This is a genomic window from Variovorax sp. N23 (assembly GCF_025486315.1).
Lineage (GTDB): Bacteria > Pseudomonadota > Gammaproteobacteria > Burkholderiales > Burkholderiaceae_C > Variovorax.
In genome coordinates this window covers 237,501-258,170 of the sequence record NZ_JAOOPY010000002.1, presented here as the reverse complement: position 1 = coordinate 258,170, position 20,670 = coordinate 237,501, and the positions used below count along the sequence as shown (strand labels likewise).

At 65.5% G+C, this 20,670-nt stretch carries 17 protein-coding genes and 2 rRNA genes; 14 read left to right on the top strand and 5 right to left on the bottom strand.

Features of this window, described 5'->3' with window-relative positions; genetic code table 11:
- Positions 1 to 210: 210 nt before the first annotated feature.
- The 11 genes from N8A90_RS04180 to N8A90_RS04130 all read left to right on the top strand — a co-directional run bounded on the left by N8A90_RS04180 (position 211) and on the right by N8A90_RS04130 (position 10,460).
- A complete protein-coding gene (locus tag N8A90_RS04180; protein WP_262073384.1) occupies positions 211 to 861 on the top strand; it encodes a TetR family transcriptional regulator C-terminal domain-containing protein in 651 nt (216 codons plus the stop codon).
- 143 nt (positions 862 to 1,004) lie between these two features.
- Positions 1,005 to 1,805, top strand: coding sequence for a hypothetical protein (locus N8A90_RS04175; protein ID WP_262073383.1), 801 nt, complete (start codon positions 1,005 to 1,007; stop codon positions 1,803 to 1,805).
- On the top strand, positions 1,795 to 2,895 hold the full coding sequence (locus N8A90_RS04170; RefSeq protein ID WP_262073382.1) for a TAXI family TRAP transporter solute-binding subunit: 1,101 nt from the start codon (positions 1,795 to 1,797) through the stop codon (positions 2,893 to 2,895). Before N8A90_RS04175 ends, N8A90_RS04170 begins: the two co-directional genes overlap by 11 nt.
- Before the next feature lie 126 nt (positions 2,896 to 3,021).
- Positions 3,022 to 3,609: an NAD(P)H-dependent oxidoreductase gene (locus N8A90_RS04165; protein ID WP_262073381.1), complete on the top strand. Its 588-nt coding sequence runs from the start codon at positions 3,022 to 3,024 to the stop codon at positions 3,607 to 3,609.
- Positions 3,610 to 3,616: 7 nt separating this feature from the next.
- Complete coding sequence (locus N8A90_RS04160) at positions 3,617 to 4,900, top strand: amidohydrolase family protein (RefSeq protein WP_262073380.1); 1,284 nt, start codon at positions 3,617 to 3,619, stop codon at positions 4,898 to 4,900.
- Between the two features lie 37 nt (positions 4,901 to 4,937).
- A complete protein-coding gene (locus N8A90_RS04155) occupies positions 4,938 to 5,810 on the top strand; it encodes a creatininase family protein (protein WP_262073379.1) in 873 nt (290 codons plus the stop codon).
- 73 nt (positions 5,811 to 5,883) lie between these two features.
- Complete coding sequence (locus tag N8A90_RS04150) at positions 5,884 to 6,879, top strand: ABC transporter substrate-binding protein (protein WP_262073378.1); 996 nt, start codon at positions 5,884 to 5,886, stop codon at positions 6,877 to 6,879.
- A gap of 72 nt (positions 6,880 to 6,951) precedes the next feature.
- On the top strand, positions 6,952 to 7,788 hold the full coding sequence (locus N8A90_RS04145) for an ABC transporter ATP-binding protein (protein ID WP_262073377.1): 837 nt from the start codon (positions 6,952 to 6,954) through the stop codon (positions 7,786 to 7,788).
- Positions 7,785 to 8,618, top strand: coding sequence for an ABC transporter permease (locus N8A90_RS04140; RefSeq protein WP_262073376.1), 834 nt, complete (start codon positions 7,785 to 7,787; stop codon positions 8,616 to 8,618). Before N8A90_RS04145 ends, N8A90_RS04140 begins: the two co-directional genes overlap by 4 nt.
- Positions 8,619 to 8,631: 13 nt before the next feature.
- Entirely contained in the window at positions 8,632 to 9,990 is a 1,359-nt protein-coding gene (locus N8A90_RS04135; protein WP_262073375.1) for an FAD-binding oxidoreductase, read from the top strand.
- The gene (locus N8A90_RS04130; protein WP_262073374.1) at positions 9,987 to 10,460 is read left to right on the top strand and encodes a RidA family protein; all 474 of its coding nucleotides are present in this window, start codon (positions 9,987 to 9,989) and stop codon (positions 10,458 to 10,460) included. Before N8A90_RS04135 ends, N8A90_RS04130 begins: the two co-directional genes overlap by 4 nt.
- Here N8A90_RS04130 and lnt read toward each other — a convergent pair.
- The 3 genes from lnt to N8A90_RS04115 form a co-directional block, all read right to left on the bottom strand.
- Positions 10,445 to 12,052, bottom strand: a complete 1,608-nt coding sequence (gene lnt, locus N8A90_RS04125) for an apolipoprotein N-acyltransferase (RefSeq protein WP_262073372.1) — start codon at positions 12,050 to 12,052, stop codon at positions 10,445 to 10,447. The two genes, N8A90_RS04130 and lnt, sit on opposite strands and share 16 nt — an antisense overlap.
- Positions 12,053 to 12,060: 8 nt before the next feature.
- Positions 12,061 to 12,939, bottom strand: a complete 879-nt coding sequence (locus tag N8A90_RS04120; RefSeq protein ID WP_262073371.1) for an HlyC/CorC family transporter — start codon at positions 12,937 to 12,939, stop codon at positions 12,061 to 12,063.
- A gap of 68 nt (positions 12,940 to 13,007) precedes the next feature.
- Positions 13,008 to 13,736 (bottom strand): GNAT family N-acetyltransferase, encoded by a 729-nt coding sequence (locus N8A90_RS04115; RefSeq protein ID WP_262073370.1) that lies wholly within the window; start codon positions 13,734 to 13,736, stop codon positions 13,008 to 13,010.
- A gap of 180 nt (positions 13,737 to 13,916) precedes the next feature.
- Between N8A90_RS04115 and N8A90_RS04110 the strand changes: the two genes are divergently transcribed.
- The 3 genes from N8A90_RS04110 to N8A90_RS04100 all read left to right on the top strand — a co-directional run bounded on the left by N8A90_RS04110 (position 13,917) and on the right by N8A90_RS04100 (position 17,405).
- A complete protein-coding gene (locus tag N8A90_RS04110; protein ID WP_262073369.1) occupies positions 13,917 to 14,714 on the top strand; it encodes a transporter substrate-binding domain-containing protein in 798 nt (265 codons plus the stop codon).
- Between the two features lie 82 nt (positions 14,715 to 14,796).
- A complete protein-coding gene (locus N8A90_RS04105; RefSeq protein ID WP_262073596.1) occupies positions 14,797 to 16,494 on the top strand; it encodes an AMP-binding protein in 1,698 nt (565 codons plus the stop codon).
- Positions 16,491 to 17,405, top strand: coding sequence for an MBL fold metallo-hydrolase (locus N8A90_RS04100; protein WP_262073368.1), 915 nt, complete (start codon positions 16,491 to 16,493; stop codon positions 17,403 to 17,405). The genes N8A90_RS04105 and N8A90_RS04100 overlap by 4 nt, the downstream gene beginning before the upstream one ends.
- Positions 17,406 to 17,480: 75 nt before the next feature.
- Here the strand turns inward: N8A90_RS04100 and rrf are convergent.
- Positions 17,481 to 17,593, bottom strand: a 5S ribosomal RNA gene (gene rrf / locus N8A90_RS04095).
- A gap of 142 nt (positions 17,594 to 17,735) precedes the next feature.
- A 23S ribosomal RNA gene (locus N8A90_RS04090) occupies positions 17,736 to 20,608 on the bottom strand.
- Positions 20,609 to 20,670: the final 62 nt, after the last annotated feature.

Here is a 20,670-nt window from a genome sequence, read left to right as displayed (position 1 = left end):
GGATGGAGAAATCGGAGAGCGGCTATTGGGATACAAGAACGGTGCCCGCCGCAGCACGCTGCCATGCAGAGACGGCATCCCGCCATGCAAGGGCTGCAACAGGGGCGCGGTGCCGTGGGGCGGTACCATCGCCACCGCGCCGTGCATGGCGCCGCCGCTCACCTGCCTACCGTGGAAACTCCCGCCGCCTCCCCCCTCCCACCGCAGGACATGCCCGCGCCCGACGGGCCGCTGTCCCGGGCACGCCCCGGGCGCGAACGCATCATGGCGGCGATCCGCGAGGCGGCCGTCACCGAATTCAGCCTGCACGGGCTCAAGGGCACGTCGACCCAGGCCATCGCGCTGCGCGCCGGCATCACCAAGCCGCAGCTGCACTACTACATCGCCGGCAAGGAAGAGCTCTACGAAGAGCTGCTGATGCAGGTGCTGCACGCCTGGAAGGTCGTGTTCTCCTTCGACCAGGCCGCCAGCGGGCCGGCCGCGGTGCTGAGCGACTACATCCGCAAGAAGCTCGACCACGCCTTCGACCACCCCGAGATGTCGCGCATCTTCACGCGCGAGGTGCTCGACGGCGGCCGGAACCTCGAGGGCTACTGGCCCAACTCGCAGGCCTGGACGCAGAAGAAGATCGACATCATCAACGGCTGGATCGCGCGCGGCCTGATGCGCCCGCTCGACCCGCGCCTGCTGCTGCAGCACATCTGGGCGATGACCCAGTACCACGCCGACTACGCGCTGCAGGCGCGCGTGATGATGGGCGTGGGCACCGAGACGGCGATCGACCGCGAGCAGGTGGCGCGCGAGCTGATCGCCTTCGTGCTCGGCGGCTGCGGCATCCAGACCGCGCCGAAAACAAGCTAGCCCGCCGCGGCACGACGCCCCGCGGCTTTCACCTTGAAACATCTGCGGCTGCCCCTCTATGGGTAGACCCTGATGACCGCCCCGGGCAAAGGGCGAAGGATGCGTCTTTTCTACTACTTCCGTTCACGCGCGAAGGGTCGAAGATGTCCACCCCACCCACCGGTATCCTGTCTTACGGATGGATGCCCGGCCCGTCCCCGGCGGACGAGCCGCGTGACGATGCGGCGTTGGTGCAGTCGTTGCACGAGTTCGGTCAGAACGCCGCCGACGACCCGGACACCGTGCTCCCGCTCGACGATGCGGACGAGCCACTGCAGACAGCCATGCCGCCCCCGGCGGCGGTGACCCATCTTCCAGCACCATCGGCTGCGCACCTGGCCCCGGAGCGCGGCGCCACGCCGGCCCGCGACGCATCGTCCGGCTGGTCCGCCGACGCCCAGGCCACCCGGCGCCTGATGGTCAGCATCGCGCTCGTCCTCGGCCTGTTCGGCATGGGGCTCGCGCTCGATTACTTCTATTTCGGGCGGCAGGGCCACGGCGCGTCGCAGCATGCGATCGAGGCCGGCATGGCGCAGATGCAGGCGGCCGTGGCGCGAGGCGACTTCGCTGCGGCGGAACGGGCGCTCGGCCTCGTCGCCACCGCGCACCCCGACGACCCGCGGGTGCACGCGGCGCGGCAGGCCATCGGCCGGCATGAACAGGCACAAGCGCAGCGACGCGAGCGGCTGCAGGAAGCGGCACGTCGCGCGTCGCTGGCGCTCGGTTTCCATGCGCCGGCGCGGCCCGAACCCGAGCCGGCGCGTGCCGACGACACCGTGCAGATCGTCGGCGCCGTCAGCCCGCAACCCACCACCGCGGCGCAGCCGGGCGGCTGCAATGCCGCCCTGGTCGCGCTGGCGCTGTGCCAGCCGACGAACACCGCAAGGAGCGGATATGCACCCTGATGCTCGCACCCTGCTGCGGCGCGTCGCACGGGCGGCGTTGCTGCCGGGCCTGGCGCTGATCGGCGCCGTCGGGGCTTCGGCCGCGGACTACAAGATCGTCACGGCGTCGAGCGCCGGCACGTACATCCAGATCGGCCGGGACCTGGCCAAGTGGGTGGCGCCGCCGGCCGGCATCGGGCTCGAGGTGCTGGAGTCGAAAGGCTCGGCCGAGAACGTTCTGCGCATGCGCTACGAGCCCGGCGTGAAGCTCGCGCTGGTGCAGTCCGACGTCTACCAGGCCTACCTCGACGAGGCCAAGGCCGGCAACGCGGAAGCGGGCAACATCATCCGGCCGCTGCGGCTCGTGATGCCGCTGTACGAGGAAGAGATCTACTTCGTGGTGCGGGCCGATTCGCCGCTGAACGCCATCCACGAGATCCGCGACAAGAAGATCGGCGTCGGGCCGATCGGCAGCGGCACGGCCCTCACCGCGCGCACGCTGTACCAGCGCATGTTCGACGTGCCGCTGCCGCCCGACAGCGCGCAGTACCTCAGCAACGAGGAGGCGCTGGCCCAGCTGACGGTGGAGAAGAGCATCGACGTGGCGGTCATCGTGGCCGGGCAGCCCGCGAAGCTTTTCACCGAGATGAAGCCCGAGGCCCGGCGCTTCATCAAGCTGCTTCGGCGCGACGACGCCGCCGTCGAGAGCGGGCGCGCCCGCGGCACCTACCAGGCCGCGACCATCCGCGCGGCCAGCTACGCCAACTGGCTGGCCGCCGACGTGCCGACGCTGAGCGTGCAGGCCTACCTGGTCACCTACGACTACGGCCTGCGCGCGACGGTCGGCGACCTCACGCGCTTCGCCGACGCGCTGTGCGCCAACTTCGACCAGTTGCAGGCGCAGGGCCACCCGAAGTGGAAGCAGGTGCGGCTCGAGTTGCCGCCGCTGGGCCCGGGCTGGCGCTATTTCGCGCCCATGGAGAAGCGCCTGCGTGCCTGCGCGTCGCAGCGCGCGGTGGCGTCGGTCGGGCGGCCTCCCCCGGGCGCTGCGCCGGTGCGCACCAAGCCCTGCACCGAGCAGGAAGTCGTGCTGGGCATCTGCCGCCGCTGAATCCGTCGACCGGCTGAAGCGGTCGCCCCCGACCGCCCCCCGGCGTCCGCTCCGATTCGGTGCGTCCGCCTTGGCACGCCCTTTGCATGGATCTGACCACTTGCTCTGATTAAGCGGTCAAACACCATGCGCGTGCTCGTCGTCTATTGCCATCCGGTCGAAACCAGCTTCGCTTCCGCCCTGCACCAGGAGGTGCTGGCCAACCTGCGCGCCGCCGGGCACGAGGTGGACGACTGCGACCTGTACGCCGAAGGCTTCAATCCGGTGCTTTCCCGCGAGGAGCGGCTGGGCTACCACGAGGTGCCGAGCAACCGCATTCCGCTGCAGCCCTACATCGACCGGCTGAACCGGGCCGAAGCCATCGTCTTCTGCTTCCCAACCTGGTGCTTCGGCCTGCCGGCGATGCTCAAGGGCTTCTTCGACCGGCTCTTCATGCCCGGCGTGGCCTTCGACATCAGCGACCCGGCCAACGTGAAGCCGATGCTCACGCACATCAAGCGCATCTCGGCCGTCGTGACCTACGGCCGCCCGCGCTGGGTCGCCTGGTACATGGGCGACCCGCCGCGCAAGATCGTCACGCGGTACATGTTGCGGCTCACCGGCCAGGCCGCGCGGGTCGACTACCACGCGCACTACCACATGAACATCGCGACCGAGCCGCAGCTCACGCGCTTCAAGGCGCGCGTCGGCCAGGCGATGGCGCGTTTTGGCTGATCACCCGATGCACACGCCCACCATGCCGACCGCGATCGACAACCTGCGGCTGCCGCGCTGGCTGCTACCGACGGACTGGCCGCAGCAGGGCGGCGTGCCCGTGCTGGCGCGCCTCGCGATCGAAGCGGGCCGCGTGCGTTCGGTGCAGCCGGCAACGCAGGCACCGGCGCCATCGGCTGCAACCTGGGACGCCGCCGGCACGCTCGCCCTGCCCGGCTTCGTCGACGCCCACACGCACCTGGACAAGGCCTTCACGCTGCCGCGCATGCAGCAGGTGGAGCCCGGACTGCTCGGCGCCATCGACGCGATGCTGGCCGACCGCGTCAACTGGACACCCGCCGACGTGCGCGAGCGCGCCGCGCGCGGCCTGCAGTGGGCCTGGGAATGCGGCACCACCCATGTGCGCACGCACGTCGACTGGTGGGAGCCCGACGCGACGCCGATGGCCTGGCCCGTGATCGCCGAGCTGGCGCAGGAATGGGCCGGCCGGGTGCGCCTCGAACAGGTGAGCCTGATCAAGCTGCCGCTGTTCGAGGACGCCGACCAGGCGATGCGTCTGGCCAAGCAGGTGAAGGCCACCGGCCCGCATGCATTGCTCGGCGGCTTCGTGCACTCCACCAACTGGAGCGAGACCGCGCTGCGCCACCTGCTGCTGGCGGCGCAGGCCTGCGAGCTCGACATCGACCTGCACGTCGACGAGGAGCTCAACGCCGCATCGGTCGGCCTGCAGACCACCGCCCGCCTCCTGCGCGAGATCGGCTACGAGGGCCGCGTGGTCTGCGGCCATGTCTGCGCGCTGGCGGCGCAGCCCGAGGCGCAGGCGCTGGCCACGCTCGACGCGGTGGCGCGCGCGCCGATCACCATCGTCTCGCTGCCCGCCACCAACCTGCTGCTGCAGGACGCCGTCACCGGCCGCACGCCGCGCCAGCGCGGCATCACGCTGGTGAAGGAAGCGCGCGAACGCGGCATCCCGCTGCTGTTCGCGAGCGACAACGTGCAGGACCCCTTCTGCCGGCTCGGCAGCTTCGATCCGGTCGAGGCCATGGGCACGGCCGCGCTCGTCGCACAGCTCGACGAGCCCTTCGACACCTGGTCGGAGGCGCTGTGCCGCAGCGACTGGCTGCAGCGCGCGTCCGCCGCGGCGCGGCCGACGCTGGTCGGTGCGCCGGCCGACCTGGTGCTCTTCACCGATGCCGACCGCCACGGCTGGCCCTCGCGCAGCGCCAAGCGCGTGGTGCTGCGCGAGGGCGGCGTGACACAGGGCGACGCGACGCCCTTCCTTCCCCGATAACGGGACGATTGACACGACACGAACGACAAGGACACCCATGCTCCACGGCTACATCCCGCCCCACCGCTTCCTGCCCTACCTGAGCTGGACCGAGATCGACGCGCTGCCCGACCGCGAGAACACCGTCATCGTGCTGCCCTGCGGCGCCATCGAGCAGCACGGCCCGCACCTGCCCTGCTCGGTCGACAGCGTGATCAGTTCCGGCGTCATGGGCAAGGCGCTCGAGAAACTCCCCGCCGAGGTGCGCGCCTTCGCGCTGCCGACCATCACCTACGGCAAGTCGGAGGAGCACCTGCACTTCCCCGGCACCATGACGCTGACCGGCACCACGCTCCTGTCGACCATCATCGAGATCGGCGAGTCGGTCTACCGCTCGGGCTTTCGCAAGCTGCTGTTCGCCAACGGCCACGGCGGCCAGCCGCAGGTGCTGGAGATGGCCGCGCGCGAACTGCGCCTGCGCCATGGCGACTTCGTGGTGGTGCCGCACGGCGTGTCGCGCCTGCCCAGCGCCGCCAGCCAGCAGGTGAGCGAGCAGGAGAAGAAGCTCGCCATGCACGCCGGCCATTCGGAGACGGCACTGATGCTGGCGCTGGCCCCCGACACGGTGCACATGGAACGTGCCGCGGCCAACTTCCCGCCGCCCTTCCCCATCAAGCTGCTGTCGCCCGACGGCCGCCCGGCCTGCGCCTGGACGGCGCGCGACTTCGGCCCGAGCGGCGTGATCGGCGACCCGACCAGCGCCACGCGCGAACAAGGGCTGGAGATCCTCGACACGCTGTCCGACAGCTGGGTGCAGGCGCTGACCGAGCTGTACGCGCTGCGCTGGATCGTGCGCGACGAACCCACCTGGGGCCGCGGCCACGAGACCGGCTTCATCCAGACCGCCGAGGGGCTGCGCCAGCCCGCCTGAGGCGCGCTCCTTGCATTGCTCCTTCGTCTTTCCCTTGCATTTCCTTCACCCCGCACTTCGAGAGGTCCACTCCATGCGCCAGCCTTCCGTCTTCCGTCTCGCCTCCCTCGCCGGCGCCGCCGCGCTGGCCTTCGCCGCCGCGGCACCTGCCCAGGCGCAGGACAAGTTCACCTACATGACCAACTGGTACGCGCAGGCCGAACACGGCGGCTTCTACCAGGCCGTGGCCGAAGGCATCTACAAGAAGCATGGGCTGGACGTGACCATCAAGATGGGCGGCCCGCAGGTCAACATCACGCAGATGATGGCGGCCGGCCAGGCCGACTGCATCATGGGCTCGAGCGACATCCAGATGATGCAGGTGCGCGAAGGCGGCGTGCCGGTGGTCAACGTGGCGGCCTTCTTCCAGAAGGACCCGCAGGTGCTGATCGCGCACGAGGACGTCAAGAAGTTCGAGGACCTCAAGGGCAAGACCCTGCTGATCGGCGCGCAGGCGCAGCGCGGCTACTGGCCCTGGCTGAAGGCCAAGTTCGGCTTCACCGACGAGCAGACCCGCCCCTACACCTTCAACATCCAGCCCTTCGTGGCCGACAAGAACGCCGCGCAGCAGGGCTACCTGACCTCGGAGCCCTATGCCATCCAGAAGGCCGGCGTGAAGGCCAACGTGCTGATGTTCAGCGACCACGGCTTCCCCGCCTACGCCACCACCGTGTCGTGCATGGACAAGACCGTGAAGGACCGCAGCAAGCAGGTCGCCGCCTTCGTCAAGGCCTCGGCCGAAGGCTGGAAGAGCTACCTCGCGAACCCGGCGCCGGCCAACGCGCTGATCAAGAAGGACAACCCCAACATGACCGACGACCAGCTGGCCTACAGCGTCGCCAAGCTCAAGGAGATGGGAATGATCACCGGCGGCGACGCGGCCAAGCTGGGCATCGGCGTCATCACCGACGCGCGCTCGAAGGCGAGCTACGACTTCCTGGTGTCGGCCAAGCTGCTCGACCCGGCCAAGGTCGACCTGGCCAAGACCTACACGACCGAGTTCATCAAGGACGCCAAGGTCCTGCCCTGACCCCGCTGCGCCCCACGCCCTGAAACCCAGGGGCCGGCCGCACACGGCACGGCCCCCTCGAAAGGCTCTTGAATGAACCGCGTCGAACCCGACACCCTCGCACCGCCGACCGCGTGGGCTCACGCCACGCCGGCGGTGGAGATCCTGTCCGCCGAGAAGACCTACCCGAACGGCACGCAGGCCCTGCTGCCGGTGGACCTGAAGATCGCCGAGGGCGAGTTCATCACCTTGCTCGGCCCCTCGGGCTGCGGCAAGAGCACGTTGCTCAAGATGGTGGCCGGCATGCTGGAGCCCACCGACGGCCGGCTGCTGCTGTGGCGCCGGCCGGTGGCGGAGTTGCACACCTGTGCCCACAAGATGGCCTTCGTGTTCCAGTCGCCCACGCTGATGCCGTGGGCCAGCGTGCAGACCAACGTGCGCCTGCCGCTGGACCTGGCCGGCGTGCCGCGCAAGGAGGCCGATGCGCGCGTGACCGAGGCGCTCGAACTCGTCGGGCTCGACAAGTTCGCCGACGCCCTGCCGCGCGCGCTGTCGGGCGGCATGCAGATGCGCGTGTCGATCGCGCGCGGCCTCGTCACGCAACCCGACCTGCTGCTGATGGACGAGCCCTTCGGCGCGCTCGACGAGATCACGCGCCACAAGCTCGACGCCGACCTGCTCGACCTGTGGCGCAAGAAGAAGCTCACGGTGATCTTCGTGACGCACTCGATCCACGAGGCGGTGTTTCTGTCGAGCCGCGTAATCATGATGGCCGCGCGGCCCGGCCGCGTGGTGGAACAGTTCACCATCGACGAGCCCTACCCGCGCACACCCGACTTCATGGTGTCGCCGCAATTCAGCCGCTACGCCAAGCAGTTGCAGGACAGCCTGCTGCGCGCGAGCGGCGCCCACGAGGAGACGAGCCGATGAGCGCCGTTGCATCCCGTTCGCGGCCGGCCGCGCGCGTGCCCTTTCTCCAGCAGCCGCGTGTGCAGCGCGTGTTCTATCCCGTGATGGTCGGCGTCGTGCTGGTCGCGATCTGGCAGGGCCTGGTCACCGGCATGGAACTGCCGCCGTACCTCGTGCCCTCGCCCTACCTCATGATGGAGACGCTGATCAAGGACTGGGTGCCGCTCGGCAACGCGCTGCTGGTCACGCTGAAGATCACGGTGCTGTCCTTCGTGCTGGCGACGGTCGCGGGCGTGCTGATCTCCTTCCTGTTCGTGCAGAGCAAGCGCATCGAGACGGCCCTGTTCCCGTACGCGGTGCTGCTGCAGGTGACGCCCATCGTGGCGGTCGCGCCGCTGATCATCATCTGGGTGAAGAACCCGGTGGCGGCGATGACGGTGTGCGCCGCGCTGGTGGCGCTGTTCCCGATCATCGCCAACACCACGCTGGGCCTGCGCAGCATCGACCCCGACCTGCAGAGCTACTTCAAGCTCAACCGCGCAAGCCGCTGGCAGCAGCTGGTGCGCCTGCGCATCCCGAGCGCGCTGCCGTATTTCTTCGGCGGGCTGCGTATCTCGAGCGGCCTTGCGCTCATCGGTGCCGTGGTCGCGGAATTCGTCGCCGGCACTGGCGGCTCGGGTGCGGGCCTGGCCTACCAGATCCTGCAGGCGGGCTTCCAACTCAACATCCCGCGCATGTTCGCGGCCCTGCTGCTCATCTCGCTCACCGGCGTGGGCCTGTTCGTGCTGATGGCCTGGCTCTCCAAGCTGGCGCTGGGCTCCTGGCACGCGAGCGAAATTTCCCAAGACTGACACGACCCCTGCCATGAACGCTCCCGTCTCCGCCATCGAGCAACTGCAGCTCGAACTCCCCGACCTCGACTGGATCAACGACCCGGGCCGTGTCGCCCGCCTGTCGCAGGACTTCGCCTGGTTCAGCCCCGTGCTCAAGCGCCAGCTGGAAGACAAGCGCGCCGACACCGTGGTGCGGCCGCGCACCGAGGACGAGATCCGCCGCCTGGTCGGCGCCTGCGCGCGCCGCAAGCTGCCGATCACCATCCGCGGCAGCGGCACCGGCAACTACGGCCAGACCACGCCGCTCGCCGGTGGTGTGGTGCTCGACATGACCAGCTACAACGCGATGTGCTGGGTGCGCGGCGGCACGGCGCGTGCGCAGGCCGGCATCCGGCTGGTCGACATCGAGAAGGCGACGCGGCCCACCGGCCACGAGTTCCGCTGCATCCCGTCGACTTTCCGCAGCGCCACGCTCGGCGGGCTGTTTGGCGGCGGCTTCGGCGGAGTCGGCTCGATCAACTACGGGCCGCTGGGCGCGCCGGGCAATGTGCTGGGCATCCGTGCAATGACGATCGAACCCGAACCCCAGATCGTCGAGCTGCGCGGTGCCGAAGCGCTGCGCATGCACCATCTGTGGGGCACCAACGGCCTGGTGCTGGAGGTCGAGGTGGCGATGGCGCCGGCACGGCCGTGGCTGGAAACGCTGGTCACCTTCGAGCGCTTCGACACCGCCCTGGCCTTCGCCGATGCGCTGGCGCGCGCGCCGGGCATCGACAAGCGCGAGGTCGCCTTCTTCGGCAGCCCGGTGCCCGACCACCTGGGCCAGCTCGCCGAGTACCTGTCGAAGGGCTGCCATGCGGTGCTGTCGCTGGTCGACGAGCCGGCGGAAGACGCATTGAAGGACCTGGTCGCCGCGCACGGCGGCACCGTGACCTACCGCCGCGATGCGGCCGAGGTGGCCAAGAGCAACCGCACGCTGATGGAGTTCACCTGGAACCACACGACGCTGCATGCGCTGCGCATCGACAAGTCGCTGACCTACCTGCAGAGCAGCTTCACGCCCGGCCAGTACATCCAGCAGATCACCGAGATGGAAGCCTTGCTCGCGGGCGAGGTGATGATGCACATCGAGTTCCTGCGCGGCATGGATGGCCTGCTGACCTGCAGCGGGCTGCAGCTGGTGCGCTTCACGACCGAGGAGCGGCTCGACGAGATCATCCGCATCCACCGCGACCGCGGCATCCGCATCAACAACCCGCACACCTTCATCGTCGAGGACGGCAAGGCCGGTGGCGCACTGCCGCCGGAAATCCTCGCGGTGAAGCAGCACTTCGATCCGCTGGGCCTGCTCAACCCGGGCAAGCTGCGCGACTGGCCGGTGAAAGCATGAGCTCTAGCAACGTGCCGGTCATGGGCGCGCCCATGGCGAACTACGCCGCCGCCAAACGCGTCGGCGACTTCGTCTTCATGAGCGGCGTGGTGGCGGTCGACCCGGCGCGGCGCCAGGCCGTCGCCTCGTATGACGACCTGCCGCCGATCGCCCGCGACGAGCTGCGCACGCTCGGCTATGTCACCGGACAGATGTCCGTGGACGTGTACGAGGCGCCCATCGTCGCGCAGAGTTGGTTCGTGCTCGAACGCATCCGCCAGCTGGCGGCGGAGCACGGCGGCACGATGAACGACGTGGTGAAGCTGGTGCAGTACTTCCGCGACATCCGGCAGTACCCGGCGTACAACCGCGTGCGCGGCTTGTTCTATCCGGGCGAGCCGCCCGTCAGCACGGTGGTCGAGGTGTCGCGCTTCCTGCCCGGCGACGCGCTGGTGATCGAGATCGAGGCGACGGCTTACCTGCCGCGCTGATCGCCCTGACCCCGGCGCTGCCACACGGCGGCCACCACCACCAGCAGCGACAGGCCCCACAACGGCCACAGCCCGAAACGTGACACCCACAGCGCGTAGGGCGTGAGGCCGGCACGGCCTTCGACCTCGGCGGTGAGCACGCCGCGCGTCAGGCGCGGCAGCGCAGCGGTCACACGGCCGCGGTGGTCGATGACGACGGTCGCGCCGGTGTTGGTCGCACGCACCATGGGCCGCGCGAATTCCAGCGCACGCATGCGCGAGATGGCCAGGTGCTGGTCGATGGCGACGGTGTCGCCGAACCAGGCGATGTTGCTGACGTTGAGCAGGATCGTCGGCGCGTTGGCGGCGTCGCGGAAATTGGCGCCGATCTCGTCGCCGAACAAGTCCTCGTAGCAGATGTTCGGTGCGATGCGCTGGCCCTGCCACACGAAGGGCGCCTGCGCCAGCCCACCGCTGCGGAAGTCGCCCAGCGGGATGTTCATCAGGTCGGTGAACCAGCGGAACATGCCCGGCACGAATTCGCCGAAGGGCACCAGGTGGTGCTTGTCGTAGCGGTACGGCTGTGCCTCGCCCGGTTTGAAGCCGAGCACCGAATTCCGGTAGCCGTCGAACTCGCGGTTCTCGCCGGTGGTGCCCACCACCGGCAGGCCGACGATGGCCGCCTGCGTGCCGTTCGCATAGCGCGCCGCGATCGCATTGAGGTAGCCCGGCGGCAGTTGCGACGACAGCAGCGGCAGCGCCGTCTCGGGCGTGATCACCAGCTGCGCGGTGGCGTCGCGCAGCTGCTCACCGTACCAGCGCAGCGCGGTAGCGATGCCGCCGCTGGGGATGAACTTCTCGTCCTGCGGGATGTTGCCTTGCAGCAGCGCGACACCGAGCTTGCCGCGCGCGTTGGACGGTGCATCCGCGTCGTCGCGCAGCAGGTTGAGCGCGTAGGGCGCCGCGACCAGCGCGACGATCAGCGCTGCGGCCGCGCGCCACGTTCGGCGGCGCAGCGCCAGCACGGCCAGCGCCGCGATCGTCGCCGCGACCGCGCCGATGCCGTAGACGCCCAGCCAGGCGGCATGCACGGCCAGCGGGCCGTCGACATGCGCATAGCCGCCCGCGCCCCAGGGGAAGCCGGTGAACCAGCTGCCGCGCAGCAGCTCGCCCAGCGTCCAGAGCGCCGCGAACAGGGCGGCCGCGCCCACCGGACGCGTCGGTGCGACCGCCACGAACACGCCGCACGCCACCGCGTAGTAGAGCGCGAGCGCCGCGGCCAGGGCCAGCACCGCGGTGGCCGCCAGCGGCGCTGGGAGCCCGCCGTAGGTGTGCATCGACACGAAGAGCCACCAGAAGGTGCCGCAAAGCCAGACGGTGGTGAACAGCCAGCCATGCAGCGCGGCGCTGCGCCATCGCTTCGGCCGCGGATCGGCGCGGAGTGCGTCGAGCTGCCACACCAGCACCGCCAGCGACAGCAATTGCAGCCACCACAGCGGGCGGCCGTTCCAGGGCGCGGCGATGGAGACGGCCTGCGCGAGGCCCGCCCCGGCGAAGAGCGCGATGCGGGCGAGGAAGGCGGTGCGCGAAGGCGCGGGGGCCGCCGCGGCCATCGACGCGCTCAATCAGAAGCGTCGCTGCCGCGCGCCGGCGAGACCTTGAACCAGCGCACCGCGCCGCCCTTGGTGTGCAGCACGACGAAGTCGAAGCCGCCGAACGCATGGTGCTCGCCCTTCTTCGGCACGTGGCCCATCTCGTGCGCAACCAGGCCGCCGATGGTGTCGAAGTCCTCGTGCAGCGCTTCGTCGTCGAAGGTGATGCCGAAGGCTTCGGCCACGCGCTCGATGGGCGTGTCGCCCGACACGCGGTAGGTGTGGTCGGCCAGGCCGAAGATATCGCCCTCGTCCTCGGCGATGTCGAACTCGTCCTCGATCTCGCCGACGATCTGCTCGAGCACGTCTTCGATCGTGATGAGGCCGGCCACGCGGCCGAACTCGTCGATGACGATCGCCAGGTGATTGCGGTTGCCACGGAACTCGCGCAGCAGGTCGTTCAGGCCCTTGCTCTCGGGCACGAAAGTGGCCGGCCGCAGCAGTGCGCGGATGTTCAGGCCCGGCGCGCGCTGCAGCTTGAGCAGGTCCTTCGCGAGCAGGATGCCGATGATGTTTTCTTTTTCGCCCTCGTACACCGGAAAGCGCGAGTGCGCGGTGTCGATCACCCCGTGCAGCAGGGTGTCGTACGGCGAGTCGATGTTGATCAGGTCCATGCGCGGGGCAGCGACCATCACGTCGCCGGCCGTCATGTCGGCCATGCGCAGCACGCCTTCGAGCATGACGCGCGACTCGGCGCCGATCACGTCGTTGTCTTCGGCATCTGCGAGGGTTTCGATCAGCTCGTCCCGGGAATCCGGTCCGGGATGGATGAACTCGGCCAGCTTCTGAAGGAAGCCGCGTTTGTCTTCCCGTTCGACGGGCGTGCGTTCAGGATGAGGGTCGGCCACTGCGGGAGGGCGGAGTTGGGGAAGCGCAAGGATACCGGATTGATTTGACACCGGCGCCCGCGGCGCCGTCAGGGCGCGGACTTTTCGCGCGCAGCACGCATGCCGCTGCGCACTTCCTGTACGCCGGCCAGAAACGACCAGAACTGCTTGGCCCGGGCCTTGAGCTGGTAGTCGACTTCGGCGTAATGCTCCAGCGCGATCTCGTTCAGACGGCTGTCGAGCGTGGGCGACGGCAACTGCAGGTGCGCCTCCGATTCGGAACCGCTGCGCACCACGGTGGCACCGGCCTTGCGCGCAATCTTCAGCATCGCGGCGTTCTCGCTCAGCGCGTGGATGAAGAGCATGCCGACACCTTCGTTGCGGGCGACCACGACGGCGCGCTCGAACAGGCGGGCACCGTAGCCGCGGCCGCGCGCATGGCTCGCCACGGAGACGCCGAATTCGGCGCACTCGCGCGGCTGGCCGCTCGGCGCGAAGGCAACGTGCGCCATGGCGATCAATTCGAGACGGCGGTTGTAGATGCCGAAGAGTTCGTCGCGCTCGAAGTCGAGGCCGTCGGCGTAGCGCTGCACCTGCTCGTCCGACGCGGCATAGCCGAAGCGAAGGTAGCGGTCCTGGGGGCTCAGCGCCAGCAGATGCGCGGCGATCCGGCCGCGCTCCCGCGGCCCGATGCTGCGGATGGGCACCATGACGGGGGCCGATGCTGCACGGCCGTGCGCCTGGGCGTCGACGATCGGGACCTTCAGGAAGGATCCGAGGCCGAGCGAGGCGCGGAGGAAGGCCTTGGCGGGGTTCATGGGTCGAATATAAGGGTTTATCCCTAGATCACAAGATACCGGTTTCACAGAGCGAGACGAAGCGCACGGATTGGGGTGTTTGCTCCAGAAAATTCGGGAAACGTTGCGTTCGCGCATCCTTTTGGCGCCGCGGCGTCCCGCGCACAATCGCTCTTTTCCCTGCCTTCCAAGGAGTTGACGATGTCCCGTTTTTCTCGTTTCCAGCCCCTGGCGGCCCTGGCCCTCGCGGCGGCGCTGGGTGGATGTGCCATGGCGCCGACGGCCGGCCCCGCTCCGTCGCGGCTCGACGCCGTGCAGAAATCGGCGACGCTGCGCGTCTGCTCGCCGGGCGACTACAAACCCTTCAGCTTCCAGCAGGCCAACGCGCCCTTCGAGGGCATCGACGTCGACCTGGTGACCGCGTTCGCCGGCAGCTTGGGCGCAAAGCCGGTGTGGGTCAAGACCACCTGGGCGAATCTGTTGCCGGACCTGGTCGCCGACAAGTGCGACATCGCCGTGGGCGGCGTGTCGGTGACGACCGAGCGCCAGAAGCGGGCCTTCTTCAGCACGCCTTACATGGTGAACGGCAAAACGCCGATCGCGCGTTGCACGGACGTCGCGAAGTACCAGACCGTCGCGGCGATCGATCAGCCCGAGACGCGCGTGATTTTCAACCCGGGCGGCAGCAACGAACGCTTCGCCCGTGCGAACTTCAAGCGTGCCCGGATGACGCTGCACGGTGAGAACGTGACCATCTTCGACGAGATCCTCGCCAATCGTGCCGACGTGTTCGTCACCGAATCGGCCGAAGCGATCACGCAGCAGCGCCTCAAGCCGGGGCTGTGCGCGATCAACCCCGAGAAGCCGCTGCAGTACGGCGAGATGGGCTGGATGCTCCCGCGCGACGACGTGGCGTTCAAAGCGTATGTCGACCAGTGGCTGCACCTGTCGCAGGCCGGGGGGGACATGCAGCGCGTGCTGGACCGCTGGCTCAAATAGGCGTCGCGCCGGTCGACCCTGGGGCAAGCCCCGGGACGGCATCGACACGTTGCCTCGCACAATGCGCTGCAAAGGAGCACGCATGCAACCCTCCGTGTTGAAGAGCTATCCGGCCGGCGTGCCGCACGAGGTCCACCCCGAGCAGTACCGCTCGCTCGGGCAGATGTTCGACGAGTCGTTCCAGCGCCACGCCGAGCGGCCGTTCTCGGTCTGCATGGAGCGCTGGACGAGCTATGGGGAGCTGGACCGGCAGTCGAAGGCGCTGGGTGCATGGCTGCAGTCGTTGGGTCTCGAGCCGGGCGCGCGTGTGGCGATCATGCTGCCGAACATCCCGCAGTTCGCCGCCACCATGTGCGCCGTGCTGCGCGCCGGCTACACCTGCGTGAACGTGAACCCGCTCTATACGGCGCGGGAGCTCGAACACCAGTTGAAGGACTCCGGCGCGACGGCGATCGTCATCCTCGAGAACTTCGCGTCCACGCTGCAGCAGGTGATCGATCGCACGCCGTTGCGGCACGTGGTCGTGACAGCGATGGGCGACCTGTTCGGCGGCCTGTACGGCACCTGGATCACGGTGGCCGTCCGACACCTGGCGCGCATGGTGCCGCCGTACAAGCTGCCCCTGGAAGGTCGAACGGTCACCACGTTCACACAGGCGCTGGCCGAAGGTGCAGGGCGTGAGCTCAGTGCCGACACGAGCACGCTCGACAGCGTTGCATTCCTCCAATACACGGGCGGAACGACCGGCTTGTCGAAGGGCGCCGTGCTGACGCAACGGAACATCGTCGCCGCCACGTTGCAGGCCGAAGCGTGGTTCACGCCGGCGCTCAAGCGCGTCGGCGACCTGGGCAAGGTCAACAGCATCGCAGCGCTGCCGCTTTATCACATCTTCGCGCTCACCCTCTGTCTGCTGGCGATCCGCCAGGGCTCGCACCTGACCCTGATTCCGAATCCACGGGACTTCGACAAGTTCGTCGCCGTGCTGAAAAAGCGCCCGTTCCACATGCTGCCGGCGGTCAACACGCTCTTCAATGCGCTCCTGATGAACCCGGCGTTCAGCAAACTCGATTTCTCGACGCTGTTCGTGTCCCAGGCGGGGGGTATGGCGGCATCCGAGGGCACCGCGCAGCGGTGGTTCGAGGTCACCGGCTGCCCGATGATCGAAGGCTGGGGCATGAGCGAGACCTGTGCGATCGGCACCAACAATCCGGTCAGCAACACGCATTTCACCGGAAACATCGGGCTGCCGTTGCCGGGCATCGAGATCGCGATCAAGGACGATGAAGGTCGAACGCTGCCCGAAGGCCAGGCCGGCGAGTTGTGCATCAAGGGCCCCAATGTCATGGTGGGCTACTACCAGCAGCCTGCGGAGACCGCCGCCGCCTTCACCGCCGACGGCTTCATGCGGACAGGCGATATTGCCCTGATGCAGGCCGACGGCTACAGCCGGATCGTGGACCGCAAGAAGGACATGATCCTGGTGAGCGGCTTCAACGTCTTCCCGAACGAGCTCGAGAATGTGATCTCGCTGTGCCCGGGTGTACTCGAATGCGCGGCGATCGGCGTCCCTGACGAGAAGCAGGGTGAGGCCATCAAGGTTTTCGTCGTGCGCAAGGACCCGACCCTGACGGAAGACGCCGTGCTGCGGTATTGCAGCCAGGCGCTGACCGGCTACAAGCGGCCGCGGAGCATCGAGTTCCGAGATGCGCTGCCCAAGAGCAACGTGGGGAAGATTCTGCGTCGGCAGCTTCGAGTCAACACCGCCGCGGCGCACCCGTGACGCCGGAATTGCCGACCGGCGTCACGGTCTTTGAGCGCGGATGGCTGTCGTCGAACAACGTGCTGCTGCATGGCGATCGGCCCGTGCTGGTCGATAGCGGCTATGTCACGCATGCGGCGCAGACCGTGGCCTTGGTCGAAAGCGAATTGGGTGAGCGTCCTCTTTTGCTCCTGATCAACACCCATCTGCACAGCGACCATTGCGGTGGCAATTTGGCATTGCAGAAGCGCTACGCCTCCCTGCGCACCGAGATCCCGCCCGGCGAGGCGGAAGCCGTCTCGCGCTGGGACGTCGACGCGCTAAGCTACCGCGCGACAGGACAACAGTGCCCACGCTTTCGGGCTGATGGCGTGCTCGTTCCCGGGCAGCGGCGCCAGCTGGGAGTGCATGGTTGGGAGGTCCATGCTGCGCCGGGTCACGATCCGAACTCCGTCGTTCTGTTCGAGCCCGTCACGCGGACGCTCATCTCGGCGGACGCGCTTTGGGAGAACGGCTTCGGCGTCGTCTTTCCGGAGCTTGTCGGTGAGCCGTCCTTTGATGAAGTCGCGGCAACGCTCGACTTGATCGAGGGATTGGGACCGCGCACGGTGATCCCAGGGCATGGTTCCTTGTTCTCGGATGTGACGCGAGCCCTCTCCACGGCCCGCCGGCGCTTGGACGGGCTCTCCGCAGATCCACACAAGCATGCGCGGCACGCGTTCAAGGTGCTGGTGAAGTTCAAATTGCTGGAGGTTCAGTCCATGCGGACGAACGAATGGAGCGCTTGGCGAGACGAGACACCGTACCTTCGGACGATTCAATCTCGCTTTTTCCCGAATTGGGATCTTGCAGCCCTTGGGGAGGATGTTCTGGACGACCTCGTGCGTTCGGGTGCCGCACGGCGTGCTGCCGATGTCATCGCCAACACCTGAAATCAAAGAAATCGATTTCTGCAGCACAAATAAGAAAGCCCCAACCGGTTGGTTGGGGCTTTCTAGGCTGTAAGAGCCTGACGATGACCTACTTTCACACGGGAACCCGCACTATCATCGGCGCTGACGCGTTTCACTGTCCTGTTCGGGATGGGAAGGAGTGGTACCACGTCGCTATGGTCATCAGGCATAACTTGATGTCTGATTGATCACATGATCAATCAAACGAATTCATAGAGTTTTGAATCAGCACGCAATGACTGCGCTGCTTGAATGTATTTTGAATGCGTCAACTTGGCATAACACCTTGATCTGACAGATCAAAGTTATAGGGTCAAGCCGCACGAGCAATTAGTATCAGTTAGCTTAACGCATTACTGCGCTTCCACACCTGACCTATCAACGTCCTGGTCTTGAACGACTCTTTAGGGGGCTCAAGGCCCCGGCAGATCTCATCTTGAAACGAGTTTCCCGCTTAGATGCTTTCAGCGGTTATCTCTTCCACACTTAGCTACTCGGCAATGCCACTGGCGTGACAACCGATACACCAGAGGTGTGTCCACTCCGGTCCTCTCGTACTAGGAGCAGGCTTCCTCAAATCTGCAGCGCCCACGGAAGATAGGGACCAAACTGTCTCACGACGTTTTAAACCCAGCTCACGTACCTCTTTAAATGGCGAACAGCCATACCCTTGGGACCGGCTACAGCCCCAGGATGAGATGAGCCGACATCGAGGTGCCAAACACCGCCGTCGATATGAACTCTTGGGCGGTATCAGCCTGTTATCCCCAGAGTACCTTTTATCCGTTGAGCGATGGCCCTTCCATACAGAACCACCGGATCACTATGTCCTGCTTTCGCATCTGCTCGACTTGTCAGTCTCGCAGTTAAGCACGCTTATGCCATTGCACTATCGTCACGATGTCCGACCGTAACTAGCGTACCTTCGAACTCCTCCGTTACGCTTTGGGAGGAGACCGCCCCAGTCAAACTGCCTACCATGCACTGTCCCCGATCCAGATAATGGACCTAGGTTAGAACCTCAAACACACCAGGGTGGTATTTCAACGTTGGCTCCACAAGATCTAGCGACCCTGCTTCAAAGCCTCCCACCTATCCTACACAGATCTGTTCAAAGTCCAATACAAAGCTACAGTAAAGGTTCATGGGGTCTTTCCGTCTTTCCGCGGGGAGATTGCATCATCACAAACATTTCAACTTCGCTGAGTCTCAGGAGGAGACAGTGTGGCCATCGTTACGCCATTCGTGCAGGTCGGAACTTACCCGACAAGGAATTTCGCTACCTTAGGACCGTTATAGTTACGGCCGCCGTTTACTGGGACTTCAATCAAGAGCTTGCACCCCATCATTTAATCTTCCAGCACCGGGCAGGCGTCACACCCTATACGTCCACTTTCGTGTTTGCAGAGTGCTGTGTTTTTAATAAACAGTCGCAGCCACCGATTTTTTGCAACCCATTCATGCTTCGTTGTTCACTACACACTAATAGGGCACACCTTCTTCCGAAGTTACGGTGTCAATTTGCCGAGTTCCTTCTCCTGAGTTCTCTCAAGCGCCTTAGAATACTCATCTCGCGCACCAGTGTCGGTTTGCGGTACGGTCGTATATAGCTGAAGCTTAGTGGCTTTTCCTGGAACCTCGTTCAGTCACTTCACCAGCAAGCTGGCTCGATCGTTGGCCTCGGTATATGTGCACCGGATTTGCCTAATGCACGCCTACATCCAACTAAACCGGGATATCCAACACCCGGATGACCTATTAAGATCCGTCCCCACATCGCACTATATATCGGTACAGGAATATTGACCTGTTTCCCATCAGCTACGCATCTCTGCCTCGCCTTAGGGGCCGACTCACTCTACGCCGATGAACGTTGCGTAGAAAACCTTGCGCTTACGGCGAGGGGGCTTTTCACCCCCTTTAACGCTACTCATGTCAGCATTCGCACTTCTGATACCTCCAGCACGCTTTACAACGCACCTTCACAGGCTTACAGAACGCTCTCCTACCACTTGCAATAAATTGCAAATCCGCAGCTTCGGTAACTGGCTTAGCCCCGTTACATCTTCCGCGCAGGACGACTCGATCAGTGAGCTATTACGCTTTCTTTAAATGATGGCTGCTTCTAAGCCAACATCCTGACTGTTTTAGCCTTCCCACTTCGTTTCCCACTTAGCCAATTTTAGGGACCTTAGCTGGCGGTCTGGGTTGTTTCCCTCTTGAGTCCGGACGTTAGCACCCGGTGCTCTGTCTCCCAAGCTGTACTCATCGGTATTCGGAGTTTGCCTTGGTTTGGTAAGTCGCCATGACCCCCTAGCCAAAACAGTGCTCTACCCCCGATGGTAATACTTGAGGCACTACCTAAATAGTTTTCGGAGAGAACCAGCTATTTCCAAGTTTGTTTAGCCTTTCACCCCTATCCACAGCTCATCCGCTAGTTTTGCAACACTAGTCGGTTCGGACCTCCAGTACCTGTTACGGCACCTTCATCCTGGCCATGGATAGATCACTTGGTTTCGGGTCTACACCCAGCGACTGATCGCCCTATTCGGACTCGATTTCTCTACGGCTTCCCTATTCGGTTAACCTTGCCACTGAATGTAAGTCGCTGACCCATTATACAAAAGGTACGCAGTCACCCCTTACGAGGCTCCTACTTTTTGTAAGCACGCGGTTTCAGGATCTATTTCACTCCCCTCCCGGGGTTCTTTTCGCCTTTCCCTCACGGTACTAGTTCACTATCGGTCAATGATGAGTATTTAGCCTTGGAGGATGGTCCCCCCATGTTCAGACAGGATTTCTCGTGTCCCGCCCTACTTGTCGCAAGCTTAGTACCACACAGGTCATTTCACGTACGGGGCTATCACCCGCTATGGCCAGTCTTTCCAAACTGTTCCGTTATGTCTTGTGCTATCACTTGCAGGCTTCTCCGATTTCGCTCGCCACTACTTTCGGAATCTCGGTTGATGTCTTTTCCTCGAGCTACTGAGATGTTTCAGTTCACCCGGTTCGCCTCGCATAGCTATGTATTCACTATGCGATACCTTTCGGTGGGTTTCCCCATTCGGAAATCTCCGGATCAAAGCTAATTTGCCAGCTCCCCGAAGCTTATCGCAGGCTATCACGTCCTTCGTCGCCTATCATTGCCAAGGCATCCACCACGTGCTCTTATTCACTTGACCCTATAACTTTGACGTTTCTTACGAAACACAAAATCATTTCAAGGAATATGTCAGGTCTTTCA

What these genes read in the sequence shown, in the direction of transcription:
- N8A90_RS04180 (WP_262073384.1), top strand. Translation starts at nt 211, where the DNA reads ATGCCCGCGCCCGACGGGCCGCTGTCCCGGGCACGCCCCGGGCGCGAA.
- N8A90_RS04175 (WP_262073383.1), top strand. Translation starts at nt 1,005, where the DNA reads ATGTCCACCCCACCCACCGGTATCCTGTCTTACGGATGGATGCCCGGC.
- N8A90_RS04170 (WP_262073382.1), top strand. Translation starts at nt 1,795, where the DNA reads ATGCACCCTGATGCTCGCACCCTGCTGCGGCGCGTCGCACGGGCGGCG.
- N8A90_RS04165 (WP_262073381.1), top strand. Translation starts at nt 3,022, where the DNA reads ATGCGCGTGCTCGTCGTCTATTGCCATCCGGTCGAAACCAGCTTCGCT.
- N8A90_RS04160 (WP_262073380.1), top strand. Translation starts at nt 3,617, where the DNA reads ATGCACACGCCCACCATGCCGACCGCGATCGACAACCTGCGGCTGCCG.
- N8A90_RS04155 (WP_262073379.1), top strand. Translation starts at nt 4,938, where the DNA reads ATGCTCCACGGCTACATCCCGCCCCACCGCTTCCTGCCCTACCTGAGC.
- N8A90_RS04150 (WP_262073378.1), top strand. Translation starts at nt 5,884, where the DNA reads ATGCGCCAGCCTTCCGTCTTCCGTCTCGCCTCCCTCGCCGGCGCCGCC.
- N8A90_RS04145 (WP_262073377.1), top strand. Translation starts at nt 6,952, where the DNA reads ATGAACCGCGTCGAACCCGACACCCTCGCACCGCCGACCGCGTGGGCT.
- N8A90_RS04140 (WP_262073376.1), top strand. Translation starts at nt 7,785, where the DNA reads ATGAGCGCCGTTGCATCCCGTTCGCGGCCGGCCGCGCGCGTGCCCTTT.
- N8A90_RS04135 (WP_262073375.1), top strand. Translation starts at nt 8,632, where the DNA reads ATGAACGCTCCCGTCTCCGCCATCGAGCAACTGCAGCTCGAACTCCCC.
- N8A90_RS04130 (WP_262073374.1), top strand. Translation starts at nt 9,987, where the DNA reads ATGAGCTCTAGCAACGTGCCGGTCATGGGCGCGCCCATGGCGAACTAC.
- lnt (WP_262073372.1), bottom strand. Translation starts at nt 12,052, where the DNA reads ATGGCCGCGGCGGCCCCCGCGCCTTCGCGCACCGCCTTCCTCGCCCGC.
- N8A90_RS04115 (WP_262073370.1), bottom strand. Translation starts at nt 13,736, where the DNA reads ATGAACCCCGCCAAGGCCTTCCTCCGCGCCTCGCTCGGCCTCGGATCC.
- N8A90_RS04110 (WP_262073369.1), top strand. Translation starts at nt 13,917, where the DNA reads ATGTCCCGTTTTTCTCGTTTCCAGCCCCTGGCGGCCCTGGCCCTCGCG.
- N8A90_RS04105 (WP_262073596.1), top strand. Translation starts at nt 14,797, where the DNA reads ATGCAACCCTCCGTGTTGAAGAGCTATCCGGCCGGCGTGCCGCACGAG.